At 63.8% G+C, this 15953-nt stretch carries 16 protein-coding genes; 8 read left to right on the top strand and 8 right to left on the bottom strand.

The window, feature by feature from the left end:
* Window positions 1-227 precede the first annotated feature (227 nt).
* Window positions 228-1256: a M12 family metallopeptidase gene (locus AC5RTT_RS12405; protein WP_494145439.1), complete on the top strand. Its 1029-nt coding sequence runs from the start codon at window positions 228-230 to the stop codon at window positions 1254-1256.
* A gap of 436 nt (window positions 1257-1692) precedes the next feature.
* On the opposite strand, the gene AC5RTT_RS12400 is transcribed toward AC5RTT_RS12405, so the two are convergent.
* The 3 genes from AC5RTT_RS12400 to AC5RTT_RS12390 all read right to left on the bottom strand — a co-directional run bounded on the left by AC5RTT_RS12400 (window position 1693) and on the right by AC5RTT_RS12390 (window position 4764).
* Window positions 1693-2481, bottom strand: coding sequence for an AfsR/SARP family transcriptional regulator (locus AC5RTT_RS12400; RefSeq protein ID WP_494145438.1), 789 nt, complete (start codon window positions 2479-2481; stop codon window positions 1693-1695).
* Between the two features lie 130 nt (window positions 2482-2611).
* A complete protein-coding gene (locus AC5RTT_RS12395; protein WP_494145437.1) occupies window positions 2612-3460 on the bottom strand; it encodes an alpha/beta fold hydrolase in 849 nt (282 codons plus the stop codon).
* Window positions 3461-3552: 92 nt separating this feature from the next.
* A complete protein-coding gene (locus AC5RTT_RS12390; RefSeq protein ID WP_494145436.1) occupies window positions 3553-4764 on the bottom strand; it encodes an ROK family protein in 1212 nt (403 codons plus the stop codon).
* A gap of 88 nt (window positions 4765-4852) precedes the next feature.
* Between AC5RTT_RS12390 and AC5RTT_RS12385 the strand changes: the two genes are divergently transcribed.
* From AC5RTT_RS12385 to AC5RTT_RS12375, 3 genes are read left to right on the top strand one after another with little or no spacing between them, the layout of a single operon-like run.
* Window positions 4853-6127 carry an ABC transporter substrate-binding protein gene (locus AC5RTT_RS12385; protein ID WP_494145435.1) on the top strand — a complete coding sequence of 425 codons (1275 nt, stop codon included), beginning with the start codon at window positions 4853-4855 and terminating at the stop codon, window positions 6125-6127.
* A 39-nt stretch (window positions 6128-6166) separates the two neighbouring features.
* Window positions 6167-7105 (top strand): carbohydrate ABC transporter permease, encoded by a 939-nt coding sequence (locus tag AC5RTT_RS12380; protein WP_494145434.1) that lies wholly within the window; start codon window positions 6167-6169, stop codon window positions 7103-7105.
* The gene (locus AC5RTT_RS12375) at window positions 7102-7989 is read left to right on the top strand and encodes a carbohydrate ABC transporter permease (RefSeq protein ID WP_494145433.1); all 888 of its coding nucleotides are present in this window, start codon (window positions 7102-7104) and stop codon (window positions 7987-7989) included. The genes AC5RTT_RS12380 and AC5RTT_RS12375 overlap by 4 nt, the downstream gene beginning before the upstream one ends.
* A 51-nt stretch (window positions 7990-8040) precedes the next feature.
* Here the strand turns inward: AC5RTT_RS12375 and AC5RTT_RS12370 are convergent, their stop codons facing one another.
* A complete protein-coding gene (locus AC5RTT_RS12370) occupies window positions 8041-8400 on the bottom strand; it encodes a hypothetical protein (RefSeq protein WP_494052214.1) in 360 nt (119 codons plus the stop codon).
* 46 nt (window positions 8401-8446) lie between these two features.
* Window positions 8447-9166: an HNH endonuclease family protein gene (locus AC5RTT_RS12365; RefSeq protein WP_494145432.1), complete on the bottom strand. Its 720-nt coding sequence runs from the start codon at window positions 9164-9166 to the stop codon at window positions 8447-8449.
* A 380-nt stretch (window positions 9167-9546) separates the two neighbouring features.
* Between AC5RTT_RS12365 and AC5RTT_RS12360 the strand changes: the two genes are divergently transcribed.
* Together AC5RTT_RS12360 and AC5RTT_RS12355 are read left to right on the top strand one after the other, a co-directional pair.
* Window positions 9547-9675, top strand: coding sequence for a hypothetical protein (locus AC5RTT_RS12360; protein WP_494145431.1), 129 nt, complete (start codon window positions 9547-9549; stop codon window positions 9673-9675).
* Between the two features lie 254 nt (window positions 9676-9929).
* Window positions 9930-10370 (top strand): dihydrodipicolinate synthase family protein, encoded by a 441-nt coding sequence (locus tag AC5RTT_RS12355; RefSeq protein WP_494145450.1) that lies wholly within the window; start codon window positions 9930-9932, stop codon window positions 10368-10370.
* 42 nt (window positions 10371-10412) lie between these two features.
* Here AC5RTT_RS12355 and AC5RTT_RS12350 read toward each other — a convergent pair whose 3' ends face one another.
* The 3 genes from AC5RTT_RS12350 to AC5RTT_RS12340 form a co-directional block, all read right to left on the bottom strand.
* Window positions 10413-11096, bottom strand: a complete 684-nt coding sequence (locus tag AC5RTT_RS12350; protein WP_494145430.1) for a lytic transglycosylase domain-containing protein — start codon at window positions 11094-11096, stop codon at window positions 10413-10415.
* A 219-nt stretch (window positions 11097-11315) separates the two neighbouring features.
* Window positions 11316-12722, bottom strand: a complete 1407-nt coding sequence (locus AC5RTT_RS12345; protein WP_494145429.1) for a ferredoxin reductase — start codon at window positions 12720-12722, stop codon at window positions 11316-11318.
* On the bottom strand, window positions 12719-14023 hold the full coding sequence (locus AC5RTT_RS12340) for an aromatic ring-hydroxylating oxygenase subunit alpha (RefSeq protein ID WP_479775369.1): 1305 nt from the start codon (window positions 14021-14023) through the stop codon (window positions 12719-12721). Before AC5RTT_RS12340 ends, AC5RTT_RS12345 begins: the two co-directional genes overlap by 4 nt.
* Window positions 14024-14179: 156 nt before the next feature.
* Between AC5RTT_RS12340 and AC5RTT_RS12335 the strand changes: the two genes are divergently transcribed.
* Window positions 14180-15112 carry a LysR family transcriptional regulator gene (locus AC5RTT_RS12335; protein WP_494145428.1) on the top strand — a complete coding sequence of 311 codons (933 nt, stop codon included), beginning with the start codon at window positions 14180-14182 and terminating at the stop codon, window positions 15110-15112.
* Between the two features lie 120 nt (window positions 15113-15232).
* Window positions 15233-15953, top strand: a 721-nt coding sequence (locus AC5RTT_RS12330) for a formyltetrahydrofolate deformylase (RefSeq protein ID WP_494145427.1), incomplete at its 3' end; no start/stop codon positions are given.

Genomic DNA, 15953 nt, shown 5'->3' with positions numbered 1-15953 from the left:
CGATGGTTTGCTTCCGCGGCGCCCACCTGTTGTCCCTGCGGGCATTTGAGCATGTCCGCCGTTACGACGGCGTTACCGGCACGGGCGTGCACCGGTGGTATCCCGAGAGCAGTAATGCGGCAGTAACGGTGCCGCGCTCTACTGGATGCAGACCGTCCCGGTGTCCGTTGCCGGGGGCAGCGGTTGATCCGGCCAATTCGCGGCCTGCCAGCAAAGGAGCGCACACCATGACTACAGAGACTGTCCGGCCGCACTGCGACACCAGGCCGCAAAGCCGTCCCCTGCTTCGTCCCGACCTCGCACCCGGCAGGGAACGCCTCATCCGCCGGTTGCGGGGGAAATGGGTGAACGGCACGGTGCTCCACTACTGGTTCTTCCAGGGACCGGCCCCGCAAAAGGAGGCAGTGCGGAAGGCCTTCCAGGAATGGAAAGCACTGGGCATCGGCCTGGAGTTTTCCGAAGTGGCGGACAAAAGCGAGGCCGAGGTAAGGATCGCCTTTGACCAAAGGGACGGGTCCTGGTCCTACGTGGGGCGCGACGTCCTGGAAATCAACGCCACGGAACCAACCATGAACTTCGGCTGGGACCTCACCGACGAGTACGGCCGGACAACGGCGTTGCACGAGATAGGACACACGCTGGGGATGCCGCACGAGCACCAGAACCCCTTCGCGGGCATCGTCTGGGACGAGCCGCGGGTCTACGAATACTTCGGCGGAGCGCCGAACCACTGGCCGCCGGAGCAGACGCTGCACAATGTGCTGCGGAAGATCGACCCCGGCGAGGTTGAAGGTTCCTCGTGGGACCCGGATTCTGTCATGGAATACTGGTTCCCCGCCGGACTCATCAAGGAACCTGCCAGGTTCCAGGCGGGCCTGAATCCTCCGGGCGGGCTGTCCGAAGCGGACAAGGAATGGGTGCTCAAGTTCTTTCCTGCCATCAAACGTGAACTCCCCCTGCTCGACCCGTTCAAGTCCGTCCCGCTGTCCCTGAGCCCCGCGGAGCAGGCCGACTTCGCCCTGGAGCCCTCCGCCTCGCGGACTTACGAGATTGCCACCTTCGGGACAGCTGATACCGTACTGGTGCTGTTCGAGAACGTCGACGGCGAACTTCGCTTTGTCGCCGGGGATGACGACAGCGGCGAGGACCGCAACTCGCGCGTTTCGGCCAAGCTCTTCCAGGGACGGCATTATGTGGTGCGGGTGAGGCTCTATTGGGCAGGTGAGTCCGGGCAGACGGCCCTGATGTATTGGTGAGTCCACTCTCCATCCACAAGGCCCGAATTCGTGCGCCGGCAATTGCGGCGGGGTGTTGCTCAAGTTTGTCCGAATCTTTGCTAAAGGAAGCGGACTACCGGTTCTTCTGGGGCAGGATGGGAGCTGTTCGGCTCAGTGCCCTGCCAATCCAGGCAGCACCGCAGCCGGCAGGACGGGTTGCCGGTAGTCAAACCGTCACCTTTGAACAGGGCTTGTCCCGGCGGAGAGTGGGGAGACGATGCGATCGGACGACGTGGGGGCAGAACCTGCCGGCGGGGAGGCAGCAATGCATGACGTTTCAGACGCCGGCACCCTGGTAATCCGCACCTGGCATGAACATGGCGGCCAGTCCGCCGCGTTCCGGGCAAGGATTACGTACGGTCCTGCCCACGGCCGCGACCAGACAACGGTGTCCGCCGCCGACCCCGACCGGGTCCTACACGTTGTGCAGCAGTGGCTGTTGTCCCAAACCATTGCCCCAGGCGGGAACTAGCTGGTCCTTTGCCCCGTGGGCCTGGGGCTTTACGGCCTCGCTGATCAGGTGCTTCAGCGCCCCGGAGGGTTCTACGCCCATATCCTGCAGCAGCTGGTCGTGGTACTTCTCGTACGCGACCAGGGCGGACGCGAGGTTTCCCTGGGCAAGTTCTGCCGCCACCAGGAACCGGACTGCGCTCTCGTACAACGGCTCGATATGGAGTGCCGCGGCGGCGGCTTCCGCAGCCGCCCCATGATCACCACGGCTGGAAAATCCGCCGGCAAGGAGCGTCAGGACGCGGAGCTGGTCGTGCCGCAGCCGCCCTTGCTCGAACAGTACCCAATCCTCATACCAGCCGGGCAGGAATTCCAGGTCGCGCAGTTCCTGCAGGTTCGCTGCAAGCACTTCGCCGCCGGGGATGCCCGCTGCCTTCAGGACAGCCCGGATCTTGTGCAGGTCCACCACAACCCCGGCGTCCAGTGACAATAAAGCTCCGTCCTTGACGAGCAAGCCGGGCAGTTGCCGTGTGACCAAATGGACTGTTACCCGAAGGCTTTCGAGGGCCTTGTCGTCCGGATATTCGGGCCACAGCATCCCGGCGAGGAAGGTGCGAAGGCTGGGACCGCGGACCGCCAGTGCGGCGATGAGCCGCTGCTGGCGTGCAGCAACGTGGACTACTTCCCCGCCCTGGCGGAGCTGCCAGGACCGCATGAGGTCCAGTTCAAAAATTCCATAGTCATCGTTGCCCATGGCTACCCGATCGGAACAGGTGTTACTGCAGTGAATTGTAAGATTGAGCATCCTCATGTTGACAGGGAAAGTCAATCGACAAATCCCCCTAATTGCTTAGCGAGAGAAGCCTCTCAGGGGGTTCCGGGCCCTACATTGGCGGGTCATATAACGCTTCAGCGGGTGCGTCGAGGAAGGTGACGACGACGTCGCGCACCAGGTTGGTCCGTGCCAGCCCGAAGAAGTGCGTCGTGCCGGGAAACACCGCCAATTGCGAGGCGGGCACACCCTCGAAGTCGCCGTTCACGTCTCCGCCGCGCAGCTGGAGGAACTTCACCGCATGGTCGAGCCTGACCATATCGCAGTCGCCCACGGTGAAGAGCGTGGGGGCGGCGATGCCGCGGATCTCGTCGTCGCTCCAGCCGATTTCGCCCTCGCCGTAGCGTCCAAGCTTGTCCAGCAGGCCCTGCAGGTGCTCCCGGTCCGGATGCGGGGACACGGCGAGGTAGCGTTCCTCCATCGGGGTTCCGGCGATCATGTCCACTGTCATCACCGCTACCGCTTCTGCGTTCCCGCCGCGGTCGCCGTCCGGGCGGAAAGATACCGAGGACACGATGAGCTTGCGCACCAGCTCCGGCCGACGGACCGCGAGATCCAGCGCCACCGCACCTCCTATGCTGAATCCGAAGACATCGACGTTCCCAACACCGAGGTGCTCGAGAAGCCCGGTGACGTCCGAGGCCAAGGAAGCAGTACCGAGCGGGCGGTCGATGTCGTTGGTACGTCCGTGCCCCTGGAAGTCCGTAGCAATCACCCGGCGCCCGGCCGACAGGTCGGGAATCAGCGCACCGAACTGCTGCTCAATGTCGAAGAGCCCGCCATGCAGGAGCAACAGCGGCACGCCGCCGCCGTCGCCGTCGCCGTGCAACTCGTAGTACATCTGAAGCCCGTTGATCGGCGCGTATCCGGTTTCGGGGGCGCCTGCTGTCCTATTGATCATCACGAGCCTCCTCTGGCCTTGGGTGTGTAGCCGTGTGCTCAATGGTGGCACCGGGCAGGTGCACCGACCAGTGCCTGCCGGTCGGCCTGCTGTCAGACCCCCGCCGCCCGCGGGAGGAAGGCGCTCGGTTCCTGCCTGATCCTTGCCAGTGCGGACTCCACAGCTCCCTGGACAACGGCTTCGGCTCCCAGCATGCTTGCCACAAGATCCGGAAGCGGGGCACCGGAATCGGCAGGGAGCAGGCTGCGTGCGTGTTCCAGGACGGGGTCAACGGCCCGTGAGATCGCGCCGGCTATGACCACACGCTCAATATCGAGGAGGCTGGAAAGAACCACGGCAATCTTCGCCAGCCGGGCGCCGAGCCGGGCGATGATGTCCTCCCCCAGAGGATCCCCTTTACGGGCTGCCTCGAACACGTCCTCCGCCTTGATCTGCTCCTCGGGGATGGCCCGCAGCGTTGTCCGGCCCTCGTAGGAGTGGATGCCCGAACGGGCCCACTTCCGTGCGAGTGCCCCGAACCCGTCGGTGCTGCCTTCTCCGGGGAGGAACTTGTCATCGGTGAACGCGTCCAGGAACCGCATCTCGCCGGCCCCGCCCCGCGGTCCGCGCAGCAGGCGCCCATCGACGATCAGGCCCGCGCCAAACCGTTCGCCTGTCAACAGGGTGGCCACGTTGGCTGAGGGGTCCTGTGCCCGTTCGGCGATGGCGGCGAGGTTGGCGTCATTATCGACGACGACCCTGCCGTGGAGGTGCGAGGCGAATCCGCTGTTCATCAGCTGCCAGAATTCCCCCTCCGCGGGAGATGCGCCGCCGGCGTCCACCGGCGCGGGGACGCCGACAACCGTGAGCAACACATCATCACCGGTGAGCCCGGCATCGGCAAGTGTCAGTCCGATCAACTTCCGGGCTTTTTCGCAGCGGCCGGCGCGCCCCAGGACGTGTGAATCAAGCCCCTCGCGGCGGCTGCCCAGTTCGCGTCCCCGCAAATCCGCGACGACGGTTGTAAAGGACGTTTCGCCGGCGTCCAGTCCCACAACCACGCCCACAGCTTCACGCAGCCGGTAGCGGCGTGCCGGCCTTCCTTTGAGCGTGCGGCCCGTGGCGTCACCGCCGTCGTCAACCTCTTCCAGCCATCCCTCATCAACCAGCCCGTCGCAAACTCCCAGGACTGTGGCGCGGGTCAGCCCGGTTTCAGCCATCGCCTCGCCCGCGGTGAAGACCTGTTCCTGCAAGGCAAAGCGCAACAGCGCCTCCGAGTTGATCTGCCGTAACAGTTGGGTGGAGTTCGCCGTGGTTGCGCTCATCCCTTGACGATATCCCTTCCGTCCCCCATCCTCGTATAGGTCCTAAATATAAGATCCAAATCAATCTTCCGAGACCCACCAGGAGCCAATGTTGCCACCCTTGACGTCCGCCGGGACGCGCGTCTCCCGACGTACATTCCTCGCCGCAGCCGGAAGCGCGCTGGCCGCTTACGGCCTGGCAGGATGCAGCGCGTCGGGCACCCCGACCATCACATTCCACCAGTCAAAGCCGGAAGCCGTTCCCTATTTCCGCGACCTGGCAGCGAAGTTCACCGCGTCCCAGGACCAGTTCCGCGTTCTGCACGACATGGCCACAAATCTCTCCGCCGGGTTCGTCCGGAGCAGTCCCCCTGACCTCGGTTGCCTCAATTACAACCTTGAGATGGCCCGGTTCATGGAGCGGGGTGCGTTGTCGGACCTTTCCGACCTGCCCGAGGCAGCTGACATCCGCGAAGACGTGCTCGACCTGACGAACTGGTACCCCACCTATGCAGGCCGTACCAGCGTGATCCCCTACTCGGTGATGGCGGCGTCCGTCATCTACAACCGGCGGATTTTCCAGGACAACGGCCTGGCCGTCCCGACAACCTGGGACGAACTTATCGAGGTATGCGAACGGCTCAAGGCTGCCGGCATCACACCGATCTACGGCACATTCCGCGATCCCTGGACCATCGCCCAGGGCCTGTTCGACTACGCGGTGGGAGGCATGGTGGACGTACGCGCGTTCTACCGTGCGATGCACGTCATCGGAGAGAAGGTTGGACCGGACTCCGAAGTGTCGTTCCAGAAAACCATGCTGGAACCGGTGCAGCGCATGGTCCAGCTGACGAAGTACGTCAATGCAGACGCCTCCAGCCGCGGCTACGGTGACGGCAACACGGCCATGGCACAGGGGCAGGCGGCAATGTACTTCCAGGGGCCGTGGGCCTTCGGGGAAATTGAAAAGGCCGGCACCGATGTGGACCTCGGCACCTTCCCGCTGCCCATGACCAATAACCCCGCAGACCTCAAGGTCCGGGTCAACATCGACCTCTCGCTCTGGGTCCCCGAGGTGGCCAACGGGCAGCAGGGAGCCCGCGCCTTCCTGCAGTACCTCATGCAGCCGGAGATCCAGAACCCCTACAACGCCCAGTTCCTGGGGTTCGGCACGGTCAAGGACGCACCGGCGGTCACCGACCCCCGCATCGTGGACATGCAGAAGTTCTACGACGGGGGCCGCTTCTACATGGGCGCCTCGCAGTTCATCCCCAACACGATTCCCGCCGCGAACTACTTCCAGTCGATCGTCTCCGGAGCGGACGCTGAGAGCACCCTGCGCCGCCTGGATGCCGACTGGGCCCGCCTGGCCTTCCGCGCGTAGGCGCATCCCCGAACCCCTGCACGAAACGAGGACCACCCCATGTCATCAATGACGAGACCTTCCACCAGGCCGGCGGTTGCCGCCCCACCAGCGGCCACGCCGGCAAGAGTAAGCAAAAGCCGGGTCGACCCGCTCTACTATCTTTTCCTGTTGCCGTCACTGGCGATCTTCACGCTCGCCGTCACACTCCCTGCGGTACTCGGCTTCATCTACAGCTTCACGAACTCTGTTGGCTTCGGCGACTTCGAATTCATCGGCTTCCGTAACTTCATCGCTGCCTTCCGCGATGAAGGGATCCTCGGCGCCTATGGATTCACGCTCGCCTTTTCGCTCGTGACCGTCGTCGTCGTGAACGTCCTGGCCTTCCTGCTGGCCCTGGGCCTGACGTCCCGTGTCCGCTTCCGCACTGCGCTGCGGACGGTCTTCGTTATCCCGATGGTGATCTCCGGCATCGTCATTGCCTTTGTGTTCCAGTACCTCTTCTCCAATTCGCTGCCGCTGGCAGGCCAGAGCCTGGGAATCGAACCGCTCACCACGAGCATCCTCGCCAACCCGGACCTCGCCTGGCTGGCGATCGTCTTCGTCACGGCATGGCAGTCGGTTCCGAGTGCGATGCTGATTTACATCGCAGGCCTGCTGACCGTGCCCGCCGAGGTGTACGAGGCGAGCTCCATCGACGGCGCGAAGCCCTGGCACAACCTGCGGCACATCACGTTGCCGCTCGTGGCCGGGTATGCGGTGATCAACACCGTGCTGGGCTTCAAGAACTACCTCAACGCCTACGACATCATCGTCGGCCTTACCGACGGCGGCCCCGGGGTCGCCACCCGGAGCGTAGCGATGGCAATCTTCCGCGGCTTCGAAGGCGGCGACTACGCCTACCAGATGGCCAACGCCGTGATCTTCTTCCTCATCAGCGTCGCCATCGCACTCATCCAGCTCCGCTTCACACGTGGCAAAGGAGGGATCGCAGCATGAGCAACGCGACCCGTACCATCCCCGCACAACCAGTGACCCCTGCCTCGCGCCGCATCCGCGTTGGCCAGGAGCGCACCAACTGGCCCGCCACCGCCGTCTTGATCGTTTGCACCCTTGGCGTGCTTGTCCCGCTGTACGTCACGGTCAGCATGGCACTCAAGACCACCGGCCAGGCCGTGGACGGCAATGCCTTCTCCTTGCCGAGCCCCCTGACCTTCGATGGTTTCACCCAGGCGTGGACGCTCACGAACTTTCCCCGCGGCTTCGCGATCTCCGTATTCGTCTCCGTCATCGCGGTCATCGGGGAGATCGTGGTGTCGGCACTCGCAGCCTATGCGATCGTCCGCAACTGGGACCGCCGGCTCTTCCGCTGGTCCTTCTTCTACCTGCTGGCGGCGATGTTCATCCCGTTCCCGGTGGTGGCGCTCCCCCAGATCCAGCTGACCGGCATGGTCGGACTCGACAATCCGCTCGGCGTCGCGATCCTGCACATCGTGTTTGCCCTGGCCTTCAACACGATGCTGTTTACCGCGTTCCTGCGCTCGATTCCGCTGGAGCTGGAGGAAAGCATGCGGATGGACGGCGCTGGGACGTCGCAGGTGTTCTGGCGGCTCATCTTTCCCCTGCTCGGACCAATGAGCGCAACAGTGGGCATTTTCGCCTTCATCGCGTCCTGGAACGACTTCATGATGCCGTCACTGATCATCTCCGACCCGGAACTGCAGACAATTCCCGTGCTGCAAAAGATGTTCCAAACCCAGTTCAGCAACAGCTACAACGTAGCGTTCGCCTCGTACCTGATGGCGATGGCACCCGCGATCGTCGTCTACCTGTTCACACAGCGTTGGGTCATGTCCGGCCTGACCCAGGGCGCCGTCAAATAGTTCCTGCGAAGAGGGGTGCCTTCCGTCCCCACGCGCGTTGGAAGGCGCCCCTCAGAGTGCGGGCGTGGTCAAGGACCGGCGGATACCGGCTATCCTGACGGCAACTCCCAGCAGCACCAAAGCGATACCGAATGCCATGAGAATCCAGACGGGCGCCGCCGCGGCTTCGATGTTCCGGTAGCACTCCGGCGCGAGCGCCGTGATGTGCAGTTGGGCATCGGCCATTTCAGCTGCCTGGCTTTCCGGCAGCAGCGGACTGCCGCAGAGCGGCCCCGCGGGCCTTAAACCGATGACGATACTGAGGATGTGGACGGCCAGCCCAACGGCGATGACCAGTAACCAGCCGCGCCGTTGGCTCAGTTCCTGGTTGATGGACCTGGTGGGATTTTCCGCAGAATCTTGAACCGCCATGATTCGAGCATAATGAGGGCCGGAGGGTTTTGCAGTGTTCGTGCGCTTACCGGCAGCCGCTGAGGATGCCGGCGATCGCATCATGCTCAGCCTGCGTTACCCATAGTTTGTACTTGGCCTTAACGGCCGTCTGCCGGATGACATACTCGCACCGGAATGCCCTGTTCGGCGGCAGCCAGGTGGCAGCGTCCTTGTCACCCTTGGCTCCGTTGGTGGGTCCATCTGCGGCCATGAGGTTCAGCGGGTCGTTGGCCAGGTCCTTGCGCTCTTCAGCAGTGAGTTGTTGCGCGCCCTTTTGCCAGGCGTCGCTAAGTGCTACGAGGTGGTCGATCTGGACGGCGGAACTGGTGTCCTGCCCGCGCACGAAATCGATGGTTGTCCCGGTGTATTTGTCGGCCAAGGTGCCGGTGACAACAACGCAGTCGTTGGTACTGGGCTTGAAGGTTTCGTCGGTGAGGTCCCGGGCCAGGATGTCATTGCGGGTGTCGCAGCCGTTCCGGTCAACGTCAGCCCAGGCCGGACCAAACTCATCGCGGGAATAGCCGGTCTTCGGCGCACGGCCCTTCACCGGAATGGTCTGCAGCTGGTTGAGGGCGTTGCGGGCAGCAGCCGGATCTGCCGGAGCGGGATCACCGGCGGCGCTGCGCGGAGCGGATTCGATGGCCTCCAGTGCATTAGCGGCGGCATCACAACCGGCAAGTGAACCAGCCAGCAGAACGGCAGTGGCGGCGGCAAGGGACTTGGCAGCAAAGCGGGAAGTCTTCATGGTCCTTCGGGGGTTAGCGGGCTTTCAACGCTAACGTCCGCTGCTGCTCCGGAGCGGCAGGTTGTTAGGTGGCGCCTGTCACATGCGCTGGCCCCTGCAGCTCGCGACGGCGGTACGGTCCGCATCCTTGCGGACAGGTCCATGGGGGCTTTAGACAGCACGGTCCGGTTCCGGCTTTGTCAGAAGACCTGGGGAGATGAACCGGCCGCGGAGCGAAGCCAAGCCAAGGCCTTGGTCCCTGGGCGCTGTCGTCGATCCAGCAACGACCTGACCACTACACCCTGACATTCGACCTGGACTACAAGCCTGCAGCCACGGATCCCCTGCCAGGGCTGCCGCACCCCTTCCAGGCACGGTTCAGGTCCAATTCAGTTCTGACCATGACGCTGTCTGTGACCCACCTGGGTGATGAGCCTGCCGTCTACGGACAAATCCTTGGTCCCTTCCAGGACGAATGGATGACCACCCGGCTCGTCAGTGAGATCGAAAAATCCTCGGCACGAAGCTGACCATCACCCAACGCTGGCAGGGGGTCTACGCCTCCAGCCCCCTGACCTCCCTCCTGCGTGAGGAGATCGACCCAGCCACAACAGCAATAACAGTCACCTCCGGCATCGGGATGACCCTGTCCTTCGGCATTGCGGCCGAAACGACCGGAAGTCTCTGACGCAGGAGCCACCCAGGCATCGCCGTCGGGATCCATGCCTTCCGCAGGCACAAAGCCGAGTCAACGGAGTCCGACCAGTGACAACAGCACCACAGCATCAAACGCCTGGCCGATAACCCCCGCATTGTTGCACTGAAGGACGCGAAGGCGGACTTCGGTGCAACAACGGAAGTCCTGGCCGAAACGGATGTTGCCGTCTATGCCGGCGACGACGCCCTCGCTCTCCCCTGGATGACCGCAGGAGCCGCAGGGCTGGTGAGCGTCTCAGCACACATCGCCCCGGGCATCTTCCGCGAGCTGATCGACGCGGTGGACGCCGGCAACCTGGCGCTGGCCAGGCAGCTCCACTTCGAGCTGGCACCACTCATACGCGCCGTGATGAACTACGCACCTGCAGCAGCCGCCGCCAAACACATCCTCCACGGGCGGAACCAGCTGCCCGGCAGCACTGTCAGATCCCCGCTCGCTCCGCTTGCATCGGATGAGACGGCGATGGTGATGGCGGAATTGAGAGGGACGCAGTGGGCCGTCGCGTAGCTTGCGGGCATCTCGCCCGATCCCGGCTGACTGCCAGGTGCATCATCTCTCCCGGGTTTCCGCCTTCGCTGCATATGCGGTGGCCTGGTCACGCACTTGGCGGATGTAGGTGTCGGACTGGTTATAGGCGTAGATGGCGCCGGTCCATCCTTCCGAGGTGGTGAGGTCACGGCCGTTGGCGCATAAATAGTGTGCTGCGCTAAGAGCGGCATCGTGGATATTGGACGGGTCTGCCGTTCCGTCCCCGTTTCCGTCGCGCGCTACGAGCTCCCAGGTGGAGGGGATGAACTGCATCGGCCCCACAGCCCGGTCCCAGCGCGTGTCCCCGTCCAGGGTCCCGGCGTCCGTGTCGGCGATCGCGGCGAATCCGGTACCGTCCAGGACCGGGCCCACAATCGGGCGGCTCACTTCCCCCTCGGCGGTGAGGCCGCCGCCCCCGTACGTTCCGTGTCCTGTTTCAACGAAACCGACGGCCGCCAGGGTGTTCCACCCGAGCCCGCACGCCGGAACGGAATCATTAACGGTTACAGCTGCGGCAACGTACGCCCGCAGCGCTCGTTCCGGGATGCCGGTCTGCCCGGCGGCCCGGACAACCCACTCGGCATCCGGACTCCTGGTGACGTTCACCGCGGTGGTCATACCAGAGGACAGCGCCTCGAGCTCGGCCCCCGCCCGGGGCGGCGGAGCAAGGGCCTGCCGCGCATCGACGCCGGCTTGCCCAAGCATCCAGAACACGAAAGCGGTGGAGACACAGACCGAAAAAACGATAAGAACCAAGAGACGCCTGAGACCGAGCACCGACTAATCAAACCATCTCCACCCAGGACCGCGCCGCCATCGCGGCCATCATGTTCCTGAGCATCCTCCACTCCACGAAAAAACCCGGGCGTCATCCCGCATGTACTGCGGAATGACGCCCGGGACTGCTATTGCCGTTGTAAGCTGCTAGGCGTCGATCACCATGTCGGTCTGCGCCGTGGAGCAGCAGGGCAGGAATTTGCCTGCGTCGATTTCCCGCTTGCGGATACCACCCTGGTGGTTCATCTCGATTTCTCCAGAAAGCTTGACGACCTTGCAGGAGCCGCACATGCCTTCCTTGCAGTTGGCGCCGATCCGGACACCCGCTCGCTGCGCCACCTCGAGGATGTGCTGGTCGGGATCTATCCGCACGTTGACGCCGGTGCGCAGGAAGGACAGGGTGAGGCTTCCCGTTCCCACTGTCTCAAAGCTCGAGGCATCGGGGGTTACGGCCTCGGGCTCCGCATCCGCACTGCCCCCGGCCGCGGGAGCATCCGTGTCGACGGTTTCCAGCGGCAGCCCCGTGGCCTCGAGGGGTCCATCGGCGTCGTAGCCGGGCTCGTAGAGTCCGAACGCGCTTGGCTGGCCTTCGTAGTAATCCTCGGCTGACTCGGCGATCTCCTCGGCGATTTCCTCCGCGATGTCCGTTGCCAGCGCGATCTCTGCCTGGTACTCAAGGAGTGTCTGGCGGTCTCCCGAGAAGAACTCCATGTAGATGGATGTGTCGTCGACGCCGACCTTCTTGAGGAGCTCGGTGGCGCTGTTCAGGTAACCCTCAGGGCCGCAGGCGTAGACCTGGCGGCCGTTGGCGTCGGGGGCCACCTGATCGAGCATGGCCGCCGTCAGCCTTCCGGTGAGCCCTTCCCACCCCTCGGGCTTGCTGCGGTCGCCCAGGGAGTAGAAGACCTTAATCCGCGAGTCCACGGAGGCGATGTAGGCCAGCTCCCGGTGGAAGGCAAAACCTCCGGCTTCCGCCCCGTGGTACAGGACCACCACATCGGCGTGTCCCGGCAGGGAGTGGATGGTCCGCACCATGGACATGATAGGAGTGATGCCTGCACCGGCGGCCAGCAGGAGGTAACGCGCCCGCCGGTCGGCGTCGGGCAGGTGGAACGCCCCGACGGGTCCGAGCATGTCCAGAACGGTGCCGGGTTTGACGTTCGCATGCACCCACGGAGAAACCAGGCCCGTGGGGTCGCGCTTGACGCTGATGCTGAACGTCCATGGCTCCGTGGGCGAACTGGACAGCGAGTAGCTGCGGTCCACCGGATCCTGGTCCTCACCGTTTACCGGAAAGGCGACGTTTACATACTGGCCCGCACGGAAGGCCAGGGGCGCACCGTCGGTGCGCCGGAACACGAAGGTCATCAGGCCGCCGGCCTCGACAACGGTCTCCACGCATTCGGCCATGAACTCCTGGGGGTGCCAGGGGCCCAATGCACGGGCAGCGCGGGCTGGTGTCTCGGTGCTGCCCATGACCCTGTTCCACGGCATCTCCAGACCGCGAATGCGCTGTGGTTCCTGGATTACCGTTTCAGTGAGGAGTTCGGTCATGCCAAGTGCTCCTGAACGCGCTGCACGTACCAGTTGATGAATGCCTCGACCTGGTATTCGCTCTTCATGTACGGGCCGGGCTCGTAGGCAGGGCTGGCAGCGCCCTGCTGGCACAGTTCCACGAACGCCTTGTCCTGCAGGTTGGTCTGCTTCCAGGTGTACGTGAGCTTCTCCAGGTCGTAATCGACGCCTTCTTCGGCGTCGTCAGCCACCAGCCAGGTGGTGCGGACCAGCGACTGGTGTTCGTTGATGGGGAAGACGCCGAACGTGATGACGTGGTCACCGAGGAAGTGGAACCAGCTGTTGGGCTGCAGGTGCATGGAGCAGCGGCCAAGGCGGAAGTCCGGCAGGTCGCCGAGCAGCTTCTTGGAGAGCCGGCGCCCGTCGGCGGAGAAGGACTCGCCTTCGCCGTCCAGGGATTCGCGGGAGATGCGGATTCCGGCGATACGGGTGTCAAGCTCCTCTACCACCTCGTAGGGCAGTCCGTAGCGGCGGCAACGCTCTTCAAGAGAGGACTGCGCTTCCTTGTTGCGGTCCCATACTTCCTCGAGGTGCGTAGGAATCAGGCCCTCGGTCAGGCCCCACGTGGGGAAGAGTGAGCATGCGAGTTCCGGGTGTCCATCGCAGTGGTAGCACTCACGGTTGTTCTCCATGACGAGCTTCCAGTTGCCCTCTTCGATGATGTTCTGCTGGTAGGCAATCTTCGTCTTGGACAGGTCGTGCGGGGCCAGGTAGGGCTCGAAGATCTTCGAGGTCTCGTCGAAGTCCGTGGGCGGTTCGTCAGCGATGCAGACGAAGATGAGTCCGGCAACCTCGCGGCTGTGGGCGCGCTTGAGCGCGAAGCAGTTCTTGTCGAACTTCGCTTCTCCGGGGGCGGAGGCGTGGATCAGGTTGCCCTCGGGGGAGTAAGTCCAGGAGTGGTAGCCGCAGACGAGGTTTCCGGTGGAACCGGCAGCTTCGGTCAGGACGCGCGCCCCGCGGTGGCGGCAGACGTTGTGCAGGACGTTGACGTCCCCTTCGTCGGTGCGGAGGACGATCAGGGAGTAGGGACCGTAATCGACCGTGATGTAGTCGCCCGGCTCCGGCAGCTCGGCGACGCTCCCGGCAAAGATCCAGTGCTGGCCGAAGATAGCCTCCATGTCGACCTTGAAGATTGCCGGGTCGGTGTAGAAGGGGGCATCGAGGGAGTAGCCCGTGCGGCGGAACGCAAACAACTCGGTGATCTCAGCCAGCTGCTCTGCAGGCAATGAGGACGCGAGTTTTCCGCGTGAGTTGAGGGGCTGGTGCACTGGAGCAGTCATGGGTTTCCTCCCGGGAGGCGTGGTTACGTGTGATATCTGGGCGGCTACGGGTGCGTCGGTGCAGCCGTAGTCAAAAAGCGTTGTTCCAAGAGATTAGGGCTCACGAGAGCTCAATAAAAGCGCAAGAATCCGGAGATAACCGTGCACAATAGTTGCATGATCGATCCTAGACTTATAACGCTCCGAGTATTCGCCCGCTGCGGGACCGTGGGCGCAACCGCGGAGCTCACGGGGTACTCCCCTTCAGCCGTCTCCGCGCAGTTGCGTGAGCTCCAGCGCGTGCTCGGTTTGCAGCTCCTGGCGAAGGACGGCCGCGGTGTGCGGCTGACCGCTACGGGCCGGTTTCTTGTGGCCGGTTCGGACTCCCTCATCGCGGAATGGGAGAGCCTGCGCGCCGCCGCCATGGAGGCCGGCGACCAGGTGCAGTCACATTTCGGCCTCGGTGGATTTTCGACGGCGGCCGCGCAGTTGCTCGCGCCGCTTGCGGCCAGTCTCCGCTCAACGCGTCCGCAACTGGAGGTACAGGTACTTGAGGCCGACCCCGCCCGCTGCTTCGATCTGTTGGTAGCCGAGAGGATTGACCTTGCGGTCATTGTCGCCATGCAGTCGAACACCTACGGCGAGGATGACCTGCGCTTCGAACAGACCGTGCTGCTCGACGATCCCCTGGACGTGATCCTTCCGTCTGACCATCCGCTGGCATCGCAGGAACGGGTGACGCTCGAAGAATTGGCCTCGGAAGCCTGGATCACCGAAGCTGCGGGCTCCACCTACCACTCCCTCTTCACTGCGGCGTTCACGGCAGTTGGTGTGACACCACGGATTGCCCACGAGGCCGTCGAGTGGGAAACCCAGATCGCCTTCGTGGGTGCGGGGCTCGGCGTGGGCTTGCTGCCGCGACTGGCGCCCTTGCGCAATGCAGAGAATGTGGTTCGCCTGCGCTTAACGGGCAAAGGCAGGCCCTCGCGGCGCATTGTCGCGGCCGTACGTAGGGGCAGCATTGCCTCTCCGCTGATTCAGGAGTCGCTCGACATCCTGCAGAAGAACGCTGAGCGGATCGTCGCCGCCCGGCCGGAGGACGAACTGTGAGAATCGTTTCCCCGACAACGAAATAAACATGTTGACCTGCGTCACAGTCGAGTATACGCTGGGGTCCAATCTAATATATCAGTTCGCTACTTTTGAATATATCTAGAAGGAGGAGGGGACATGACCCTCATGCAAACAGAGGCAACCGCAGCGGCCCTGCCGGCAATGGAGCCGGGGCAGAAGTTCGTGCTCACACTCTCGTGCGCCGAGCAGGCCGGGATTGTGCAGGCCGTGACCACCTTCCTGTTCGAGCGGGGCTTCAACATTGACGAGCACCAGCAGTTCGATGACAGCCTGCGCCAGACCCTGCACCTGCGGACCGCGTTTTCCGGGTCCCCGGACCTGACTCCGGAGACACTCACGGCCGAGTTCGGCCCGATCGCTGACCGGTTCGGGATGAAGTTCAGCTTCCATGACCAGACCCAGCAGCGGGTCCTGGTGATGGTCTCCAAGTTCGGGCACTGCCTCAACGACCTGATTTTCCGGTGGCGCGGCGGGAGCCTGGGCGGGGACCTGGTGGCCGTGGTTTCCAACCACGAAACCCACCGGGCGATGGCCGAAGCGGCCGGGCTGCCCTTCATCTACCTGCCGGTCACCCCGGACACCAAGGCCGACGCTGAGGCCCGGCTGCTGGAACTGGTGGAGGAATACCGGGCGGACCTGGTGGTCCTGGCCCGCTACATGCAGGTCCTCTCCGATGATTTGTGCCGGGCCCTGGAAGGCCGCGCGATCAACATCCACCACTCCTTCCTGCCCGGGTTCAAGGGCGCCCGCCCCTACCACCAGGCCTACGACCGGGGCGTGAAACTCGTCGGCGCGACCGCGCACTACGTCACCGCGG

This window comes from Arthrobacter sp. Y3221157, assembly GCF_059089865.1.
This window is presented reverse-complemented; position numbering and strand designations above follow the sequence as displayed.

Excerpts from the sequence above, each read along its gene's own strand:
- AC5RTT_RS12370 (WP_494052214.1), bottom strand. The coding sequence starts at position 8,400 with ATGGCGGTTCAAGATTCTGCGGAAAATCCCACCAGGTCCATCAACCAG.
- AC5RTT_RS12400 (WP_494145438.1), bottom strand. The coding sequence starts at position 2,481 with ATGGGCAACGATGACTATGGAATTTTTGAACTGGACCTCATGCGGTCC.
- AC5RTT_RS12395 (WP_494145437.1), bottom strand. The coding sequence starts at position 3,460 with ATGATCAATAGGACAGCAGGCGCCCCCGAAACCGGATACGCGCCGATC.
- AC5RTT_RS12385 (WP_494145435.1), top strand. The coding sequence starts at position 4,853 with ATGTTGCCACCCTTGACGTCCGCCGGGACGCGCGTCTCCCGACGTACA.
- AC5RTT_RS12340 (WP_479775369.1), bottom strand. The coding sequence starts at position 14,023 with ATGACTGCTCCAGTGCACCAGCCCCTCAACTCACGCGGAAAACTCGCG.
- AC5RTT_RS12375 (WP_494145433.1), top strand. The coding sequence starts at position 7,102 with ATGAGCAACGCGACCCGTACCATCCCCGCACAACCAGTGACCCCTGCC.
- AC5RTT_RS12335 (WP_494145428.1), top strand. The coding sequence starts at position 14,180 with ATGATCGATCCTAGACTTATAACGCTCCGAGTATTCGCCCGCTGCGGG.
- AC5RTT_RS12350 (WP_494145430.1), bottom strand. The coding sequence starts at position 11,096 with ATGCTTGGGCAAGCCGGCGTCGATGCGCGGCAGGCCCTTGCTCCGCCG.
- AC5RTT_RS12405 (WP_494145439.1), top strand. The coding sequence starts at position 228 with ATGACTACAGAGACTGTCCGGCCGCACTGCGACACCAGGCCGCAAAGC.
- AC5RTT_RS12365 (WP_494145432.1), bottom strand. The coding sequence starts at position 9,166 with ATGAAGACTTCCCGCTTTGCTGCCAAGTCCCTTGCCGCCGCCACTGCC.
- AC5RTT_RS12360 (WP_494145431.1), top strand. The coding sequence starts at position 9,547 with ATGACGCTGTCTGTGACCCACCTGGGTGATGAGCCTGCCGTCTACGGA.
- AC5RTT_RS12380 (WP_494145434.1), top strand. The coding sequence starts at position 6,167 with ATGTCATCAATGACGAGACCTTCCACCAGGCCGGCGGTTGCCGCCCCA.
- AC5RTT_RS12390 (WP_494145436.1), bottom strand. The coding sequence starts at position 4,764 with ATGAGCGCAACCACGGCGAACTCCACCCAACTGTTACGGCAGATCAAC.
- AC5RTT_RS12345 (WP_494145429.1), bottom strand. The coding sequence starts at position 12,722 with ATGACCGAACTCCTCACTGAAACGGTAATCCAGGAACCACAGCGCATT.